16 protein-coding genes are annotated in these 18,028 nt (G+C 44.4%); 13 read left to right on the top strand and 3 right to left on the bottom strand.

Features of this window, described 5'->3' with window-relative positions; translation table 11 throughout:
* The first annotated feature begins 64 nt into the window (after positions 1 to 64).
* The 4 genes from ACOXXR_RS05910 to ACOXXR_RS05895 all read left to right on the top strand — a co-directional run bounded on the left by ACOXXR_RS05910 (position 65) and on the right by ACOXXR_RS05895 (position 3,311).
* Positions 65 to 736: a YoaK family protein gene (locus tag ACOXXR_RS05910; protein WP_445278271.1), complete on the top strand. Its 672-nt coding sequence runs from the start codon at positions 65 to 67 to the stop codon at positions 734 to 736.
* Between the two features lie 150 nt (positions 737 to 886).
* The gene (locus tag ACOXXR_RS05905; protein ID WP_445278270.1) at positions 887 to 1,384 is read left to right on the top strand and encodes a GAF domain-containing protein; all 498 of its coding nucleotides are present in this window, start codon (positions 887 to 889) and stop codon (positions 1,382 to 1,384) included.
* Positions 1,384 to 3,060, top strand: coding sequence for a DNA polymerase III subunit gamma/tau (gene dnaX, locus ACOXXR_RS05900; RefSeq protein WP_445278269.1), 1,677 nt, complete (start codon positions 1,384 to 1,386; stop codon positions 3,058 to 3,060). The genes ACOXXR_RS05905 and dnaX overlap by 1 nt, the downstream gene beginning before the upstream one ends.
* A gap of 38 nt (positions 3,061 to 3,098) precedes the next feature.
* On the top strand, positions 3,099 to 3,311 hold the full coding sequence (locus ACOXXR_RS05895; protein ID WP_048690913.1) for a DUF3272 family protein: 213 nt from the start codon (positions 3,099 to 3,101) through the stop codon (positions 3,309 to 3,311).
* Positions 3,312 to 3,351: 40 nt separating this feature from the next.
* Here the strand turns inward: ACOXXR_RS05895 and birA are convergent, their stop codons facing one another.
* From birA to ACOXXR_RS05880, 3 genes are all read right to left on the bottom strand, one after another.
* Positions 3,352 to 4,293 carry a bifunctional biotin--[acetyl-CoA-carboxylase] ligase/biotin operon repressor BirA gene (gene birA, locus ACOXXR_RS05890; protein ID WP_445278268.1) on the bottom strand — a complete coding sequence of 314 codons (942 nt, stop codon included), beginning with the start codon at positions 4,291 to 4,293 and terminating at the stop codon, positions 3,352 to 3,354.
* A gap of 6 nt (positions 4,294 to 4,299) precedes the next feature.
* The gene (locus ACOXXR_RS05885) at positions 4,300 to 5,304 is read right to left on the bottom strand and encodes a LacI family DNA-binding transcriptional regulator (protein WP_445278267.1); all 1,005 of its coding nucleotides are present in this window, start codon (positions 5,302 to 5,304) and stop codon (positions 4,300 to 4,302) included.
* Positions 5,305 to 5,371: 67 nt separating this feature from the next.
* Positions 5,372 to 6,205, bottom strand: a complete 834-nt coding sequence (locus ACOXXR_RS05880; protein ID WP_445278266.1) for an AraC family transcriptional regulator — start codon at positions 6,203 to 6,205, stop codon at positions 5,372 to 5,374.
* Between the two features lie 163 nt (positions 6,206 to 6,368).
* On the opposite strand from ACOXXR_RS05880, the gene ACOXXR_RS05875 reads away from it, so the two are divergent.
* The 9 genes from ACOXXR_RS05875 to galE all read left to right on the top strand — a co-directional run bounded on the left by ACOXXR_RS05875 (position 6,369) and on the right by galE (position 18,007).
* Positions 6,369 to 8,531, top strand: coding sequence for an alpha-galactosidase (locus ACOXXR_RS05875; protein WP_445278265.1), 2,163 nt, complete (start codon positions 6,369 to 6,371; stop codon positions 8,529 to 8,531).
* Between the two features lie 14 nt (positions 8,532 to 8,545).
* Positions 8,546 to 9,805, top strand: a complete 1,260-nt coding sequence (locus ACOXXR_RS05870) for an extracellular solute-binding protein (protein ID WP_445278264.1) — start codon at positions 8,546 to 8,548, stop codon at positions 9,803 to 9,805.
* Between the two features lie 13 nt (positions 9,806 to 9,818).
* Positions 9,819 to 10,685, top strand: a complete 867-nt coding sequence (locus ACOXXR_RS05865) for a carbohydrate ABC transporter permease (RefSeq protein WP_000757161.1) — start codon at positions 9,819 to 9,821, stop codon at positions 10,683 to 10,685.
* Between the two features lie 13 nt (positions 10,686 to 10,698).
* The gene (locus ACOXXR_RS05860; RefSeq protein WP_021153463.1) at positions 10,699 to 11,532 is read left to right on the top strand and encodes a carbohydrate ABC transporter permease; all 834 of its coding nucleotides are present in this window, start codon (positions 10,699 to 10,701) and stop codon (positions 11,530 to 11,532) included.
* Positions 11,533 to 11,942: 410 nt separating this feature from the next.
* Positions 11,943 to 13,385, top strand: coding sequence for a sucrose phosphorylase (gene gtfA, locus ACOXXR_RS05855; protein WP_445278263.1), 1,443 nt, complete (start codon positions 11,943 to 11,945; stop codon positions 13,383 to 13,385).
* Between the two features lie 242 nt (positions 13,386 to 13,627).
* Entirely contained in the window at positions 13,628 to 14,806 is a 1,179-nt protein-coding gene (locus ACOXXR_RS05850) for a galactokinase (protein WP_445278262.1), read from the top strand.
* A 9-nt stretch (positions 14,807 to 14,815) separates the two neighbouring features.
* Entirely contained in the window at positions 14,816 to 15,475 is a 660-nt protein-coding gene (locus tag ACOXXR_RS05845; RefSeq protein ID WP_445278261.1) for an HAD family hydrolase, read from the top strand.
* Positions 15,472 to 16,944: a UDP-glucose--hexose-1-phosphate uridylyltransferase gene (gene galT, locus ACOXXR_RS05840; RefSeq protein ID WP_445278260.1), complete on the top strand. Its 1,473-nt coding sequence runs from the start codon at positions 15,472 to 15,474 to the stop codon at positions 16,942 to 16,944. The genes ACOXXR_RS05845 and galT overlap by 4 nt, the downstream gene beginning before the upstream one ends.
* A 64-nt stretch (positions 16,945 to 17,008) precedes the next feature.
* Complete coding sequence (gene galE, locus ACOXXR_RS05835) at positions 17,009 to 18,007, top strand: UDP-glucose 4-epimerase GalE (RefSeq protein ID WP_445278259.1); 999 nt, start codon at positions 17,009 to 17,011, stop codon at positions 18,005 to 18,007.
* The last annotated feature ends 21 nt before the right edge of the window (positions 18,008 to 18,028 follow it).

The following is an 18,028-nucleotide window of genomic DNA, read 5'->3' as shown; positions in this document are numbered from 1 at the left end:
TAACAAGTGAGAGAGGTTAGGAAGTAATGTCCCAGCCTCTTTTCCATGACAAATAGGGAGAAATATGAAAAAGTTAAGAAGGGAGTTTCACTCCAGAAGTAAGGCCTTTGCCTGCCTGCTGACTATGTGTGCGGGTTTTTCAGATGCCTACACCTTTATTGAAAGAGGAGGGACCTTGGCGGCTGGCCAAACGGGAAACGTGGTCTTTCTATCCGTTGGGTTAATCGGCCATGAAATATCTGATGTGGAGGTCAAACTAGCCACCATGTTGGCCTTTATGATGGGGATTTTTTTGATGACCGTCTTTCAGCGCTTCTTTAGTCATTCGGTTTGGCGGCTTAGTACCTTAGTTCCTTTGGTCCTGACGACCTTGGTGGCAGGCTTTCTGCCAAAAGAAGTGCCCAATGTTCTGATCGTGCCTTTCTTTGGACTGAGCTTGGGGATTGTAGCCATTTCCTTTGGAGAAGTCGATGGCTATGCTTACAACCATTCCTTTATGACAGGGAATCTCAAGAAGACCATGGTCGCTTACGGGAATTTTGTGCGGGATCGCAAGATGGAGTTTTTCTGGGAATCCCTCTTTATGACCTCCTTGATTGGGAGTTTTGTCGGAGGGGCTATCCTATCCACCTTCCTCATCCAATATTATGGACTTCGGACCATTTGGTTTGTTTCCATTGTTCTGACCCTCTTTCTGACATATCGGGCGATCCAATATGTTCGGAGAGACGCTTAGATGAATTTTTACAAAGTCAGGGACCTTGCTCCCTGGCTTTTTTATTGAGAACATTTGCTTGGTACTTCTGATGTCTAGTCGGTTTTTTATCAAGGCTTGCTCCGTGGTAAATACTTAATTTTCTAGCCAAAGTTTGGTATAATAAAGGGTATGAATACGCAAGAAAAAGAATCACATTACAAACTCTTACTAACCCAGTTAGAAGCTCTTTTAGAAGGAGAGAACAATGCTTTGGCCAATTTAGCCAATGCCAGTGCTTTGCTTAATCAAGCTCTACCGCATTCCGTCTTTGCAGGCTTTTACCTCTATGATCAAAAAGAGTTGATTTTAGGCCCCTTTCAAGGACAGGTATCTTGTGTCCATATCGCTCTAGGAAAAGGTGTCTGTGGAGAAGCAGCGGAGAAAAGAGATACGCTGGTCATCGAGGATGTGACCCAGCATGCCAATTATATCTCTTGTGACAGTCGGGCCATGAGTGAGATTGTAGTCCCTATGGTCTTGAAGGACCAGTTGCTGGGTGTGTTGGATTTAGATTCGGATCGGGTGGGAGATTATGACGACCTGGATCGCCTTTATTTGGAACGTTTTGTAGCCATCTTGCTCGAAAAAACAAATTGGAATTTTAGGATGTTTGGAGTAGTAGACTAATGTATCAAGCCCTCTATCGTAAATATCGAAGCCAGACCTTTGGCCAGCTTGTAGGGCAGGAGGTTATTGCGACGACCCTACGACAAGCTGTCGAACAGGGAAAAATTAGCCATGCCTATCTCTTTTCTGGCCCTCGTGGGACGGGGAAGACCAGTGTGGCGAAAATCTTTGCCAAGGCCATGAACTGCCCCAATCAAAAAGGGGGAGAGCCTTGTAACGAATGTTATATCTGTGAAGCCATTACCAATGGTAGTTTAGAGGATGTTATTGAGATTGACGCTGCTTCTAATAATGGGGTGGATGAGATCCGTGATATCCGTGATAAATCGACTTATGCGCCTAGCCTGGCCCCTCATAAGGTCTATATCATTGACGAGGTCCACATGCTCTCGACGGGAGCCTTTAACGCCCTTCTCAAGACCTTGGAAGAACCGACAGAAAATGTGGTCTTTATTTTAGCAACAACGGAATTGCATAAGATTCCAGCAACCATCCTTTCGCGGGTTCAACGTTTTGAATTCAAATCAATCAAGACGCCAGCCATCCAAGACCATCTAAAAGCTGTTTTGGATAAAGAAGGCATTGATTACGAAGAAGAAGCTGTAGCCATTATTGCCCGTCGGGCAGAAGGTGGGATGCGGGATGCCTTGTCCATTTTGGACCAGGCCCTCAGTCTGACAGCTGGTGCCCAATTGACTACTGCGACGGCAGAAGAAATCACAGGCTCCATCAGTCAGGAAGCTTTGGATCTCTACGTGGCAGCCTTGGCAGCACAAGATGCAACAGCTGCCTTGGACCAGTTAAACCTCATCTTTGATAATGGGAAAAATATGGCCCGCTTTGTGACAGATCTCTTGCAGTATTTACGGGATCTCTTGATCGTTCAGACAGGTGGGGAAAATCTCCATGTCAGTGAACGATTTAACCAGAATCTAGCCATTCCGCAAGCCACCCTCTTTGCTTGGATTGATCTTGCGACAAGGAGCTTAGCAGATATCAAAAACAGCCTGCAGCCCAAGATCTATACAGAGATGATGACCATTCGCTTGGCAGAATACAAGGGTGAGGGCTCTTCAGCTAGTCAAACGGCTCTTCCAGCAGATTTCTTTGCACAAATGGACCAACTCAAAAGAGAAGTGGAGTTACTGAAAAGTCAATTAGCTCAAGTAGGGAGTGGGGCTCCTGTAGCCAAGTCGGCTCCAGCCCGTCCACAAAAATCCAGCATGGGCTATCGAGTGGATCGCAATAAGGTTCAAGCCATCTTACAAGAAGCGGTTGAAAATCCAGATTTAGCTCGTAACAATCTCATCCGCCTGCAAAATGCTTGGGGGGAAATTATTGAAAGCTTAGCAGGGGCAGATAAGGCCTTGCTAGCTGGTTCTCAACCAGTTGCGGCCAATGAACGCCATGCAATCCTAGCTTTTGAGTCTGCCTTTAATGCTGAGCAGACCATGAAGCGAGATAACCTCAATACCATGTTTGGCAATATTTTAAGCAATGCTGCCGGATTCTCACCTGAAATTTTGGCTATTTCCATGGAGGAGTGGACCCAGGTCCGGGCGGAATTCTCGAAGAAAGCGCGTGGTCACAAGGAAGAAGTCGAGGTAGCAGAAGAGTCTGTCATTCCGGAAGGTTTCGATTTCCTCTCTGACAAAATTACTGTTCAGGAAGACTAGGATGTGCTTTTTCCAGAAAATCGTGGTAGAATATCAATATGAATAAACGTCAATTTTGGACTATGGCTATCTTTACAGCCTTTGAGACCTATTTTTTCAATGATGCAGTGATGAGAGAAAGCTATCTGGCAGCTATCTTCTGGGCTCTCTTGATACTGAGAAATTTGCAAGTCAGCTATATCTTAGGGAAATTGGTCGAAAGTATCGATCAACAGCTCAATCAGAAAAAACGAGATAAGTATAAAAAATAAGCACCCGACGGTGCTTATTTTTTTGAGCTGTTGGTCTGTTTTACATGTCCCACTGTTTGAGGGAAATTTCGCCACTATTAAGCCAGCGTTCTTGGCCGTCCTCCAGTTGGACTAGTAGTTGTCCACTGTCTGAGATATCCTTGGCTAGGCCTTGGTAGCTGGTCTGATTTTGTTCGAAGCGGACTTCCTTACCTAGGACCAGTGAACGTTGTTTGTAGAGGTAGATCAGCTCCTCTTCTGGAGTGGTGAAAAATTCCTTCCAAATCTCAGCAATCATCTCATTGCGGCTAATGGGAGGCTGGGCACCAAAGAGGGACCCTGCCTTGTCCTTCAGTTCCTTTGGAAAATCGGTGATGGCAAAATTGAGACCCACACCAATGATAACATCTGTGATAAGGCCTGTTTCGATAGAGCTGATGGCTTCAGTCAGAATGCCTCCAACTTTTTTCCCCTTGTAGTAGATGTCATTGACCCACTTGATATCAACGTCCAGTAAGGCTAGATTTTTCAGAGCCTTGTAGATAGCAGCTGCGACCATGAGGGTATAGGCAGGTGCTTGATCGAAAGGGAGGTTGGGCTTGAGGTGGAGGGACATGTAGATCCCCCCTTGAGAAGGACAGAAGTAGTCGCGCCCAAAACGCCCCTTACCAGCTGTTTGAAAAGGAGCCAGATACAGAGTAGCAGATTGGCCACCCGCTTCCATGGCATTCTTAGCGTCTAACTGGGTGGATTGGCACTGGGGATTATAGGAGACAGTCAATGGACAAAGGTCTTCGATGACTTGGGGGATTAGGAGGTCTCCAGAAAGGATCTTGTAGCCTCGATTTTTAACAGACTCAATCTCGATACCTTCTTTTTCTAGACGCTGGATGGCCTTCCAGATAGAGGTGCGAGACAGGCCCATTTCCTGGGCTAGTTGCTCGCCGTTGACATAATCCTGGGATTGGGATAAGGTTTGGTATAAAATTTCGTGTGTTTTCATAAGTTCTTAACGCGTGCTTTCACGGATGGTGAGACGAGTGGCCAAAGTATGCATAGTTGGAATACCTGAATCTCCTCTTTTAAGGTCTTGTAACAGGCTGTGAATGGCTTGTTTCCCCATTTCTTCTGTGTAGACAGTAACGGCAGAAAGCGGAGGATAGACATGCTTAGCAATCGAGGTGTCATTAAAGGAGATGAGACTGACCCGATCTGGGACGGGAATGCTAGCTTCTTGGAGAGAACGAAGAGCACCAACTGCCAAGGCATCGCTGGCCATGAAAAAGGCTGAAGGAAGCCGGTCTCCTAATTCAGCAATCAGTTCTTTCATCATCTCGTAGCCGGATTCACTTGAAAAGTGCCCCACCCGGATAAAGTCTGGTTGATAAAGTTCTTTCTCTTCTAGGTAATGCTTAAAACTTATGTAACGGGGATCTGTTTGAAGAGGGAGATTATCGGCGGTCGTTTCTTGTCCAACAAGGAGACCAATTTGGTTGTGACCTGATTCTATCAGGTAAGCTAGCGCTTGGTAAACAGATGTTTCAAAATCTGTCATTACACAGGTATGTCCATATATTAAAGTATTAGAGTCTACAAAGACAAGTTTTTTCTGATAGCCCTCAAGTTGACTGATAACTTCGGGACTAAATTTACCTAGAGCGATAATTCCATCTGATTTTTCAAGAGGTCCCCAATCCTCTAAGTTAAAGACACGGAAGATTTCGTGTCCAAGTTCTTGGGCTTGTTTTTCAATTCCGACTCGGATGGAGTAGTAATAAAGATCCTCTAACTCTTCCTCTTCAGTCACCCATTCTAAGATAGCAATGCGATAGCGTTTGCTTTGAAGAGGGTTGTTTTTTCGATTTTTCTTTTGGTAATGGAGTTTCTCAGCTGTTTCGAATATTAGTTTCCGAGTTGCATCACTAACGGATAGGTTTTGATCCTGGTTGAGGACGCGAGAGACCGTTGCCTGTGAAACGCCTGCTTTTTCCGCAATGTCTTTAATCGTTGCCATAGTTCATCCTTTATTGCTTACTAGTTCCAGTATACTCTAAATACTAGTAAAAAGAAATAAAATTTTACTAAATTTTATGTTTGTTACGATATTGGCTAGGAGTCAGTTGGCTATAGGCCTTAAAGGCCTTTGAAAAATAGAGGGGGTCTGAAAAGCCAACTGAGTAAGCCACAATCTTGATGCTCTCGTCTGTGTTTGCCAGCAATTGCTGGGCCCGCTGCATGCGGACCGAGTGCAGGAATTCCTTAGGGGAAATCTGGTGAAACTCCTTAAAAACAGTTGTCAGGTAAGACCGATGGACATTGAGGTCATCAGCAATCTCTTGAATACTTAGATGCTCTTTATTGTAATGCGTCTCAATCACATGCCTGCAGGTCAGATAGAGCTGATAGGTGGGAGATGGATGGCTCCGATGGATATCGGGAGCCACTTCACTGATAAGAAATAGCAGTTCATAGATTTGAGAGAGAAGGTGGAGTTGGTAGTGTGAAGTCATCTTTGAAGCCTCTGCCTTATGAACCAGTTGCTCCATAAACAGCCCGATCCGCTCTGTGTCCACCTCATTCTTCTTTAAAAAGCCTTTTTCATGTAAGGTTGAAAAGCGCATGAAATCACTTACCTTGGTGCCACTGATGCCAATCCAGTAGTAGGACCAAGGCTCTTCTGAGTCTGCCTGGTAGTAGGTCACCTTATTTTTTGGAAGAAGAAAGAGATCCCCAGCTTCTAGGTGGATTTCTTTTTTTTCAAAGTGGAAGACCCCCTTTCCCTTGGTAACAAAATGCAATACAAAATTATCTCGGACGCTAGGACCAAATTCATAATTCTTCGGACAATCTTCGTAGCCATAAAAATCAAGGGCTAGATCAATAGTGTCGGTTTGGTATTCAGAAAAGACTGACATGGTTGAACCTCCTACCTAACATTTTACCATATATGTGCAACAAAATTCTATTTTCGGAAGCGTTTACACCAAGTAGAATAAAAACATGTTAAAAAAGAAAGATATTGGAACTAGAAATAAAAATACATAGTAATTGATTTTTAGGATCCAATGGGAGGAAGACATGGCAATTCGTATTGAACAAAATTTGTTCTATGTAGAAAGTAAGGGATTGAGCCTTATCCTTGAAAATCGCGATGGCTACCTGATGCTTAAGCATCTGGGACGTCCGATCCCGTCTTATCATTTTTCCAATACCGTGCATGAGAAGGACCATGCTTTCTCAGGAAATCTCACACCTGACAATCGTATCTTTAGCCTAGATACCCAGAGACAGGTCTTGGGCCAGCACGGACTAGGAGATTTTCGAAAACCGTCGATCCAGATCCAGCACGGCGCCACAGAGGTGACGGATTTCCTCTATGTCGGAGCCAATATCTACTCTGGTAGTGTCGAGGCGACCGGCCTTCCTAATCCTTACTCGGTAGATCAGGCTGAAACCTTGGCCTTGGTCTTTGAAGATGATCAAGCGGCTCTTCGTTTGACCATATACTACACAGCCTACGAGGACCGGGCAACCATCACTAGCTTTTCAAAGATTGAAAACTATAGTGATGAAACGGTTGTGATCCACAAGGCTCTTAGTGTGTTGGCAGATGTCCCAGCAGGTGACTATGATGTCATGACCCTTCAAGGGGCCTATGCGAGAGAAAAAACAGTCCGCCGCAAGCAAGTAGAGCAAGGAATCTTCTCCATCAGCTCCAATCGTGGTGCTTCTGGACACGCTCAGACTCCTGCCCTTATTCTTGCTGACCATGAAGTGACAGAAGATGCCGGTTCTGCTCTTGCTTTCCAACTGCTCTACAGTGGAAATTTTGAAGGATTTGTTCAAAAGAATCAACTCAATGAAGTTCGCGTTGGATTGGGAATCAATCCAGAAAATTTCTCCTGGAAGTTAGCGCCAAATCAGAGCTTTGATACGCCAGTAGCCATGATTAGCTATTCACATGAGGGCTTGACCGGTCTCAGTCAAGAGAGCCAAGCATTTGTCCAAAACCATATCATTCCTAGCCAGTTTGCCCATAAAGAACGCCCGATTCTTATCAACAACTGGGAAGCCACCTACTTTGACTTCAAGAGAGACAAATTATTGGAGCTGGCAGATGAGGCTCAAAAAGTGGGGATTGAACTCTTTGTTCTTGATGATGGCTGGTTTGGCAATCGTTATGATGACAATCGGGGCCTTGGTGACTGGACTGTCAATGAAGAAAAATTAGGAGGAAGTCTAGCAGAATTGATCCAGGGCATCCACGACAAGGGACTTCAATTTGGCCTTTGGGTGGAGCCGGAAATGATTTCTGTTGATAGCGACCTCTACCGGGCTCATCCGGACTGGGCTATTCAAGTCCCAGGCTATGAACACACCTATTCACGGAATCAACTAGTACTTGATTTCTCCAATAAAGAAGTAGTGGCTTATATTAAGCAGGTCTTGGATAACTTACTTGGAAATCATGAGATCGACTATATCAAATGGGACATGAACCGCAATATCACTAAGCTTGGGAATGGGCAAACCTACCTTGAAACCAAGATGCAATCCCATGCGTATATCTTAGGTCTCTATGAAGTGGTTTCTTACTTAACAGAGAAGTACGAGAATATCCTCTTTGAGTCCTGCTCCGGTGGCGGTGGCCGCAATGACCTTGGTATGATGCGGTACTTCCCGCAGGTCTGGGCAAGTGACAATACGGATGCCATTGCCAGACTTCCAATCCAGTATGGATCCAGTTATCTCTATCCAACTATTTCCATGGGGGCTCACGTATCAGCTGTTCCAAATCACCAGATGGGACGGATGACACCACTTGAAACGCGAGGTCATGTAGCCATGATGGGAAATCTAGGCTATGAATTGGATCTAACCAGTCTTCCGCAAGAAGAGTTGGATAGGATCGCAGCTCAAGTCGCTCATTACAAAACGATTCGACCAGTTGTTCAATTCGGAAAACACTACCGCTTGATCAATCCAAGCCAAGGTAGCAATCAAGCAGCCGTCCAGTTCACCTATCAAGACCGTACGGTTGTAACCTATGTACGAGTCTTATCAACGGTTGAAGAGATCGAGCCGACCCTGAAACTCAAGGGTTTGGAAGAAGATGCGCTCTATAGCTTAGAAGGGACAGATCAAGTCTATTCAGGAGCTGAGCTCATGTATGCCGGCTTAACCGTCGTTCTTCCTCAGGGAGATTTCCTCACTAAACAATATGTTTTTGTCAAAAAATAAAAGGAGATAGCCAAATGAAATGGTATAAAAAAATCGGACTTCTTGCGACAACAGGCTTAGCCTTGTTTGGGCTCGGTGCTTGCTCTAACGATGGAAAATCTGCGGATGGTACAGTGACCATCGAGTATTTCAACCAGAAAAAAGAAATGACCAAAACCTTGGAAGAAATCGCGCGTGATTTTGAAAAGGAAAACCCAAAGGTCAAGGTCAAAGTCGTCAATGTACCAAACGCAGGTGAAGTATTGAAAACACGTGTTCTCGCAGGAGATGTACCAGATGTAGTTAATATTTACCCACAGTCCATCGAATTGCAAGAATGGGCGAAAGCGGGTGTTTTCGAAGATTTAAGTAATAAAGACTATTTGAAACGCGTAAAAAACGGCTACGCTGAAAAATATGCTGTAAACGGAAAAGTCTACAACGTTCCTTTCACAGCCAATGCTTACGGAATCTACTACAACAAAGATAAATTTGAAGAGTTGGGCTTGAAGGTTCCTGAAACTTGGGATGAATTTGAACAGTTAGTCAAAGACATCGTTGCAAAAGGACAAACACCATTTGGAATTGCAGGTGCAGATGCTTGGACGCTCAATGGGTATAATCAATTAGCCTTTGCGACAGCAACAGGTGGAGGAAAAGAAGCAAATCAATACCTTCGTTATTCTCAACCAAATGCTATTAAATTGTCTGATCCGATTATGAAAGATGACATCAAGGTCATGGATATCCTTCGCATGGATGGTTCTAAACAAAAGAACTGGGAAGGTGCAGGTTATACAGACGTTATCGGAGCCTTTGCGCGTGGAGATGTCCTCATGACACCAAATGGGTCTTGGGCGATCACAGCGATCAATGAACAAAAACCGACATTCAAGGTTGGGACTTTCATGATTCCAGGGAAAGAAAAAGGACAAAGCTTAACCGTTGGTGCGGGAGACTTGGCATGGTCTATCTCAGCCACTACCAAACATCCAAAAGAAGCCAATGCCTTTGTGGAATACATGACCCGTCCAGAAGTCATGCAAAAGTACTATGATGTGGACGGATCGCCAACAGCGATCGAAGGGGTCAAACAAGCAGGAGAGGATTCACCGCTTGCTGGGATGACCAAATATGCCTTTACGGATCGTCACTTGGTGTGGTTGCAACAATACTGGACCAGTGAAGCAGACTTCCATACCTTGACGATGAACTATGTCTTGACAGGTGATAAACAAGGAATGGTCAATGATTTGAATGCCTTCTTTAACCCGATGAAAGCGGATGTGGATTAGGAGTAGAGAGACGATGAAAAAAGTATTACAAAAATATTGGGCATGGGCTTTTGTGGTCATTCCCCTCTTATTACAAGCAATTTTCTTCTATGTGCCAATGTTCCAAGGAGCCTTTTACAGTTTTACCAACTGGACAGGTTTGACCTATAACTACAAATTTGTTGGCTTAAACAACTTTAAGCTCCTCTTTATGGATCCAAAATTCATGAATGCCATTGGCTTTACTGCGATCATCACGATTGCCATGGTAGTTGGTGAGATTGCCCTTGGGATCTTCATTGCGCGTGTCTTGAACTCTAAAATCAAAGGGCAAACCTTCTTCCGTGCTTGGTTCTTCTTCCCAGCAGTTTTGTCCGGTTTGACAGTGGCTCTGATTTTCAAACAAGTCTTCAACTATGGTCTACCAGCGATTGGGAATGCACTTCATATCGAGTTTCTCCAAACCAGTCTTTTAGGGACTAAGTGGGGAGCAATCTTCGCAGCTGTCTTTGTCCTTCTTTGGCAAGGAGTGGCTATGCCCATCATTATATTCTTAGCTGGTCTGCAATCTATTCCAACTGAAATTACAGAAGCAGCAAGAATCGATGGTGCGACGAGCAAGCAAGTTTTCTGGAATATTGAATTGCCTTACTTGCTACCAAGTGTCTCTATGGTCTTTATCCTAGCCCTAAAAGGTGGGCTTACCGCCTTTGACCAAGTCTTTGCCATGACTGGTGGTGGTCCAAACAATGCCACAACCTCACTTGGGCTCTTGGTTTATAATTATGCCTTTAAAAACAACCAATTCGGTTATGCCAATGCCATTGCCGTAATCTTGTTCTTCTTGATTGTAGTGATTTCAATCATCCAATTGAGAGTATCTAAGAAATTTGAAATTTAAGAGGAGAAGCACGATGAAACAAGATGAAAGAAAAGCCTTGATTGGCAAATATATTCTATTGATTCTAGGATCGGTTCTGATTTTAGTGCCGCTCCTTGCCACCCTCTTTAGTTCCTTCAAACCCACCAAGGATATCGTAGACAATTTCTTTGGATTCCCGACAAATTTCACATGGGACAACTTTAGCCGTCTCTTGGCTGATGGGATCGGAGGCTATTATTGGAACTCTGTCGTCATCACTGTCTTGTCTTTACTTGCAGTAATGATTTTTATCCCCATGGCAGCCTACTCCATTGCACGTAATATGAGTAAGAGAAAAGCCTTTACTATCATGTACACCCTCTTGATCCTTGGGATTTTCGTACCTTTCCAAGTCATCATGATTCCGATAACGGTTATGATGAGTAAACTCGGTTTGGCTAACACCTTTGGTTTGATCTTGCTCTACTTGACCTATGCGATTCCACAGACCCTCTTTCTCTATGTAGGGTATATCAAAATCTCCATTCCAGAAAGTTTGGATGAAGCAGCAGAGATCGATGGGGCTAATAAATTCACAACCTATTTCCGCATCATCTTCCCAATGATGAAACCGATGCATGCGACAACGATGATTATCAATGCCCTTTGGTTCTGGAATGACTTCATGTTGCCACTCCTTGTCTTGAACCGCGATTCAAAAATGTGGACCTTGCCTTTGTTCCAATACAACTATGCAGGTCAATATTTCAACGACTACGGACCAAGCTTTGCCTCTTACGTGGTCGGTATTATCAGTATCACCATTGTCTATCTCTTCTTCCAACGCCATATCATCGCAGGAATGAGCAACGGCGCAGTGAAATAAGAAGATACAAAGCCCGTCAAAAGCTCACAGTGAAAATAGGGAATCTGAATAAGAAGCTTCAGCTTCTTGGAAGATTCATCTTTTTCACACAGAGCTTAGGGCGTGTTCAATTAAGATACAAAGGGACGATTCAGCTTGCTGAAAATTTCTGTAGTACCCTAGGGCATCCACATCCGTAAACTACTGAAGTAGTAACGGCTGAGGAAATATAGGAAATTGACGTAGTGTGCTTGCACACAAGGAGATTTATCTTTTTTCCTAAGAATAAGTCCCGTGTTCAATTAAGATACAAAGGGACGATTCAGCTTGCTGATTTCAATCGTATCCTAGAAAGCAATTCTAAAATAGAAAAACTCAAGAAAGCCAGGTCTCTTCAGACTTGGCTTTCAAATAAAGAAAAGGAAACCATTATGCCAATTCAAAATAAAACCATGTTAATTACTTACTCAGATAGCTTAGGAAATAACCTTAAGGATCTCTATGAAAATCTGGAGAAGCACTTTGGGGATGCAGTAGGTGGAGTACACCTCTTGCCATTTTTCCCATCAACTGGTGACCGAGGCTTTGCGCCTGTAGACTATGACCAAGTGGATCCAGCTTTTGGGGATTGGGAAGATGTCAAACGCTTGGGCGACAAGTACTATCTCATGTTTGACTTTATGATCAATCACATTTCCCGTCAGTCTAAGTATTATAAAGACTACCAAGAAAATCACGACCAAAGTGCCTACAAGGATCTCTTCCTCAACTGGGACAAGTTCTGGCCGGAGAATCGTCCGACTCAAGCAGATGTAGATTTGATTTATAAGCGGAAAGACCGAGCTCCTAAACAAGCTATCACTTTTGCGGATGGGACGACTGAGCATCTCTGGAATACCTTTGGGGAAGAGCAGATTGACCTAGACGTGACCAAGGAAGTGACCATGGACTTTATTCGCAAGACCATCGAACATCTGGCAAGCAATGGCTGTGACCTCATTCGTTTGGACGCCTTTGCCTATGCAGTCAAGAAATTGGACACCAATGATTTCTTCGTGGAGCCAGACATTTGGGACTTGCTGGATAAGGTGCGCGATATGGCAGCAGGCTACGGTGCTGAGCTTCTTCCAGAGATTCATGAGCACTATTCCATCCAATTTAAGATTGCTGATCACGACTATTATGTCTATGACTTCGCGCTACCCATGGTAACCCTCTATAGCCTCTATAGCTCAAAAGTGGAGCGCCTTGCCAAGTGGTTGAAGATGAGCCCCATGAAGCAGTTCACGACGCTGGATACCCATGACGGGATTGGCGTGGTCGATGTCAAGGATATCTTGACAGATGAAGAGATTGACTATGCTTCAAATGAACTCTATAAGGTGGGAGCAAATGTTAAACGCAAATATTCCACAGCAGAATACAACAACTTGGACATCTACCAAATCAATTCGACCTACTATTCAGCGCTCGGAGATGATGATCGCAAGTACTTCCTAGCCCGTTTGATTCAAGCCTTTGCACCAGGTATTCCACAAGTTTATTATGTTGGATTCTTAGCTGGGAAGAATGATTTGGAACTCTTAGAAAACACCAAAGAAGGCCGCAATATTAACCGTCATTATTACAGCAATGAAGAAATTGCTCAAGAAGTAGAGCGACCAGTCGTGCAATCCCTTCTCAAGCTCTTTAGTTTCCGGAACAACTCGCAAGCTTTTGACTTAGAAGGAAGCATTGAGGTGGAAACACCAGATGAACATACCATTGTCATTACGCGCCAAAATAAAGACCAGACTGTCACAGCAGTAGCCCGAATCGATCTTGCTGAGGGCACTTACCAAGTGACAGAAAATGGTCAAGAAATGGTGTTTTAGAACCTTTAAGAATCTCAATTGGGTAATCTCCCAATTGAGATTTTTTGGTAAACTTTTACTAAAATTAGCTCAAAAAAGCAAGATAGAAATAGAAGTTACGATCGGATGAAAAGGCTTTTTTTATAGCCTTTTTGGGCATGAAATGAAAAATGAATAAAATTTTACTAAAAATACTTGAAGTTTTACTTCTAATCAGATATAATACAAGTATAAAAACGTTTACAAAACTAAAGGAGTTTCTCATGACGACAACAATCACATCTCAAGATTTACAAGCAAAATTCCAGGCTGTCTTTGGGGAAAAGGCTGACCACACTTTCTTTTCACCAGGACGGATTAATCTGATCGGTGAACACACTGACTATAATGGTGGCCATGTCTTCCCAGCAGCTATCACACTTGGTACCTACGGAGCAGCAAGAAAGCGTGAGGATAAGGTCTTGCGTTTCTTCTCAGGAAACTTTGAAGACAAGGGAATCATTGAAGTTCCACTTGAAAATCTCCACTTTGAAAAAGAACACAACTGGACCAACTATCCAAAAGGTGTGCTCCATTTCTTGCAAGAAGCGGGTCATGTTATTGATAGCGGTATGGATGTCTATGTCTACGGCAATATTCCAAATGGATCCGGTCTTTCTTCTTCAGCATCGCTTGAGCTCTTGATTGGCGTCATCGCTGAGAAACTATATGATCTTCACTTAGATCGTCTAGATCTGGTCAAGATCGGTAAACAAACCGAAAATCACTTCATCGGAGTCAACTCTGGGATCATGGACCAATTTGCCATCGGTATGGGAGCTGATCAACGGGCTATTTACCTCGATACCAACACCCTAGAGTATGATTTGGTACCGCTGGACCTCAAAGACAATGTCGTGGTCATCATGAACACCAACAAACGCCGGGAATTAGCGGATTCAAAATACAATGAACGCCGTGCGGAATGTGAAACAGCCGTCTCTGAACTCCAAGAAAAACTGGATATCCAAACTTTAGGGGAATTGGATCTCTGGGCTTTTGATGCCTACAGCTACTTGATCAAGGATGAAAATCGCATCAAACGGGCTCGTCATGCTGTACTTGAAAACCAACGGACCCTCCAAGCTCGTAAGGCTCTTGAAGCAGGTGATTTGGAAGGCTTTGGCCGTCTCATGAATGCTTCCCACGTATCCTTGGAGCATGACTACGAAGTGACTGGTCTAGAATTAGATACCTTGGTGCATACAGCCTGGGAACAAGAAGGTGTCTTGGGCGCTCGTATGACAGGAGCAGGCTTTGGTGGTTGCGCCATCGCCCTTGTAAACAAAGATAAAGTTGAAGCATTTGAAGAAGCTGTCGGCAACCGCTATGAAGAAGTCGTTGGCTATGCGCCTAGCTTTTATATTGCAGAAGTTGCGGCAGGGACACGAGTTTTAGACTAGGTGATAATAATGGAAGCTGTAATATTTGATTTAGATGGCTTATTAGCCGATACTGAAATCATTTCTCTAAAAGTTTATCAAGAATTGCTTAGAGATTTTGGAATTCCTTTCACAGAAGAAACTTATTCTAGAGACTACAGTGGACATAGGGAAGAGGAGAATGTTCAACGATTTTTGGATACCTATGATTTACCATGGAACTTTGACCAAACCTTGGCTAAAGTCTATGAACTGGAAGCTAAAATCTTAGCCCAAGGTGTTCATTTAAAAAAAGGTGCTAAGAATTTACTTACTTTTTTGAAAACAGAGGGCATCCCAATCGCCCTAGCAACTTCAAGTGTTGAATCTCGGGCTAGAATGATCTTGGATAGCAATGGGATCCTGTCCTTATTTGACCATTTAGTTTTTGCAAAAGATGTCAAACGAAGTAAACCTTACCCAGATATATTTTTAAAGGCTTGTAGTGATTTGAATGCTTTACCAGAGAATTGCTTAGTGCTAGAGGATAGTGAAGCAGGGATTGAAGCAGCCTATCGGGCTGGAATCCCAGTCATATGTGTTCCAGATTTAAAAGTACCAGCACAGTCTTTCTTAACTAAAGCAGAACAAGTTTTCCAGGATTTAGATTGTGTCAGAGACTATTTAAAACGTAAGAAGGAGAATGAATGAATCAGGGAATTTTGGATGCATTTGTCACAGCCGTCATTAAGGCCAGTGACTACGAAGAGATGGATCGGATTTATCTAAAAAATCGCGTCATGAGTCGCGTTGGAGAAGAGGGGCTAGACGCCCCAGCCCAAAAAGAAGACTTGATTGCGCTCAAAGATCAGCTGGTGGAGATTGCGGTTGCAAATAATATGATTCAAGATAGCATGGCCGCCAAGGACAGCTTGGGTGCAGAGTTGATGGATTGGATTACACCTAGCCCTAGTCAGGTCAACCATCGTTTCTGGGAGACCTACCGTCAGTCTAAAGAAGATGCGATTGCTGATTTCTATGCCCTTTCTAAGCGCAATGATTACATCAAAGTCAAAGCGATTGCACAAAACATTGCCTTTGAGGCAGAAACTCCCTACGGTTCTCTTGAAATCACCATCAATCTGTCAAAACCTGAAAAAGATCCTAAAGACATTGCAGCGGCCAAGCTTGCCAAAGCCAGTCATTATCCAGCCTGCCAATTGTGCTTTGAAAATGAAGGCTATCAAGGTCGCCTAGACCATCCAGCCCGGGCCAATCATCGGATTATCCGTTTTGACATGGACGGTCATGACTGGGGCTTTCAGTATTCCCCTTATGCCTACTTCAATGAACACTGCATTTTCCTCGATAGCCAGCATGTTCCCATGGCCATTAGTCGCAAGACTTTTGAGCGACTCTTGACCATTGTCGAGACTTTTCCAGGCTATTTTGCAGGGTCCAATGCAGACCTGCCCATTGTAGGGGGATCTATCCTGACTCATGATCATTACCAAGGCGGACGCCACACCTTCCCTATGGAGCTAGCTCCTGTTGAGGAAAGTTTTACCATTGAGGGCTTTGAGGCTGTATCGCTAGGGATTGTCAACTGGCCCATGTCGGTTCTACGTTTGCAATCAGACGACAAGGCGCAATTGATTGCCCTGGCAGACCATATCCTAACAGCCTGGCGAGGCTACTCGGATCCAGCCGTTCAAGTTTTAGCGGTATCCGATGGTCAGCCTCACCATACCATTACCCCCATTGCACGGATTCGTGATGGGCATTATGAATTGGACTTGGTGCTCCGTGACAACCAAACCTCACCAGAGCATCCAGATGGCATTTATCATCCACATGCGGATGTGCAACACATCAAAAAAGAAAATATCGGCCTGATCGAAGTCATGGGCCTGGCCATTTTGCCACCTCGCCTCAAGGAAGAGCTCAAGCAGGTTCAAGACTATTTGCTTGGACGTGAGAGCACAGTGGCAACCTACCACCAGGCTTGGGCAGATGATTTGAAAGCTACTCACCCAGCCATCACAGATGGAGCAGAGGCAGAAACCCTTGTCTGTGAATCGGTTGGCCAGATCTTTGCGCGCGTGCTTGAAGATGCTGGTGTCTACAAGCGAACCGCAGAAGGTCAAGCGGCCTTTAGACGCTTTGTTGCGACACTTTAAGTGTGGAGAAGCGGCAGAAATTTGGTACAATAAGAGAGAAGACAAAGAAGCGAAAGGAAAACAAATGGCAATACTCGTACTCGGAGGAGCTGGCTATATCGGTTCCCATATGGTGGACCGCTTGGTCAATGAAGGACAGGAAAAAGTCGTCGTGGTGGATAGTCTGGTCACAGGCCACCGTGCAGCGGTGCATCCAGATGCCGTCTTTTACCAAGGAGACCTGGCGGACCAAGACTTTATGCGCACTGTGTTTAAAGAACACGAAGATATCGATGCGGTCATCCACTTTGCGGCCTACTCACTGGTCGCTGAGTCTATGGCAGATCCATTGAAATATTTTGACAACAATACAGCAGGCATGGTCAAACTCTTGGAAGTCATGCATGAATGTGGGGTGCACTACATCGTCTTTTCTTCGACTGCTGCCACCTACGGCATTCCAGAAGAAATTCCGATTCTTGAAACCACTCCGCAAAAACCAATCAACCCTTATGGCGAAAGCAAGCTCATGATGGAAACCATCATGCGTTGGGCTGATCAAGCCTACGGCATCAAGTATGTGCCCCTTCGTTACTTTAATGTAGCAGGTGCTAAGCCTGACGGATCTATCGGAGAAGACCATGGACCAGAGACCCATCTCTTGCCAATCGTCTTGCAAGTAGCCCAAGGCAAACGCGAGAAAATCTCTATTTTTGGAGATGACTACCAGACACCAGATGGCACCAATGTTCGGGACTATGTCCATCCATTTGACTTGGCGGATGCCCATCTTTTAGCGGTGGAGTATCTTCGAAATGGAAACCCATCGACTGCTTTTAACTTAGGATCTTCAACCGGATTCTCCAATCTTCAAATCGTTGAAGCAGCTCGCAAGGTGACCGGACATCCGATCCCACTTGAGCTGGCTGATCGTAGACCAGGAGATCCTGATACCTTGATCGCATCATCTGAGAAGGCGCGTGCCATCCTCGGCTGGCAACCAAAATTTGACAATATCGAAACCATCATCCAAACAGCCTGGGCTTGGCATTCCAGCCACCCAGATGGCTACAATGATCGATAAGGAGGGACTGCGAACATCATT

Source organism: Streptococcus sp. KHUD_013 (genome assembly GCF_052588545.1).
Note: the sequence above shows the minus strand (reverse complement) of the source record. Positions and strands in the feature narration are given on the sequence as shown.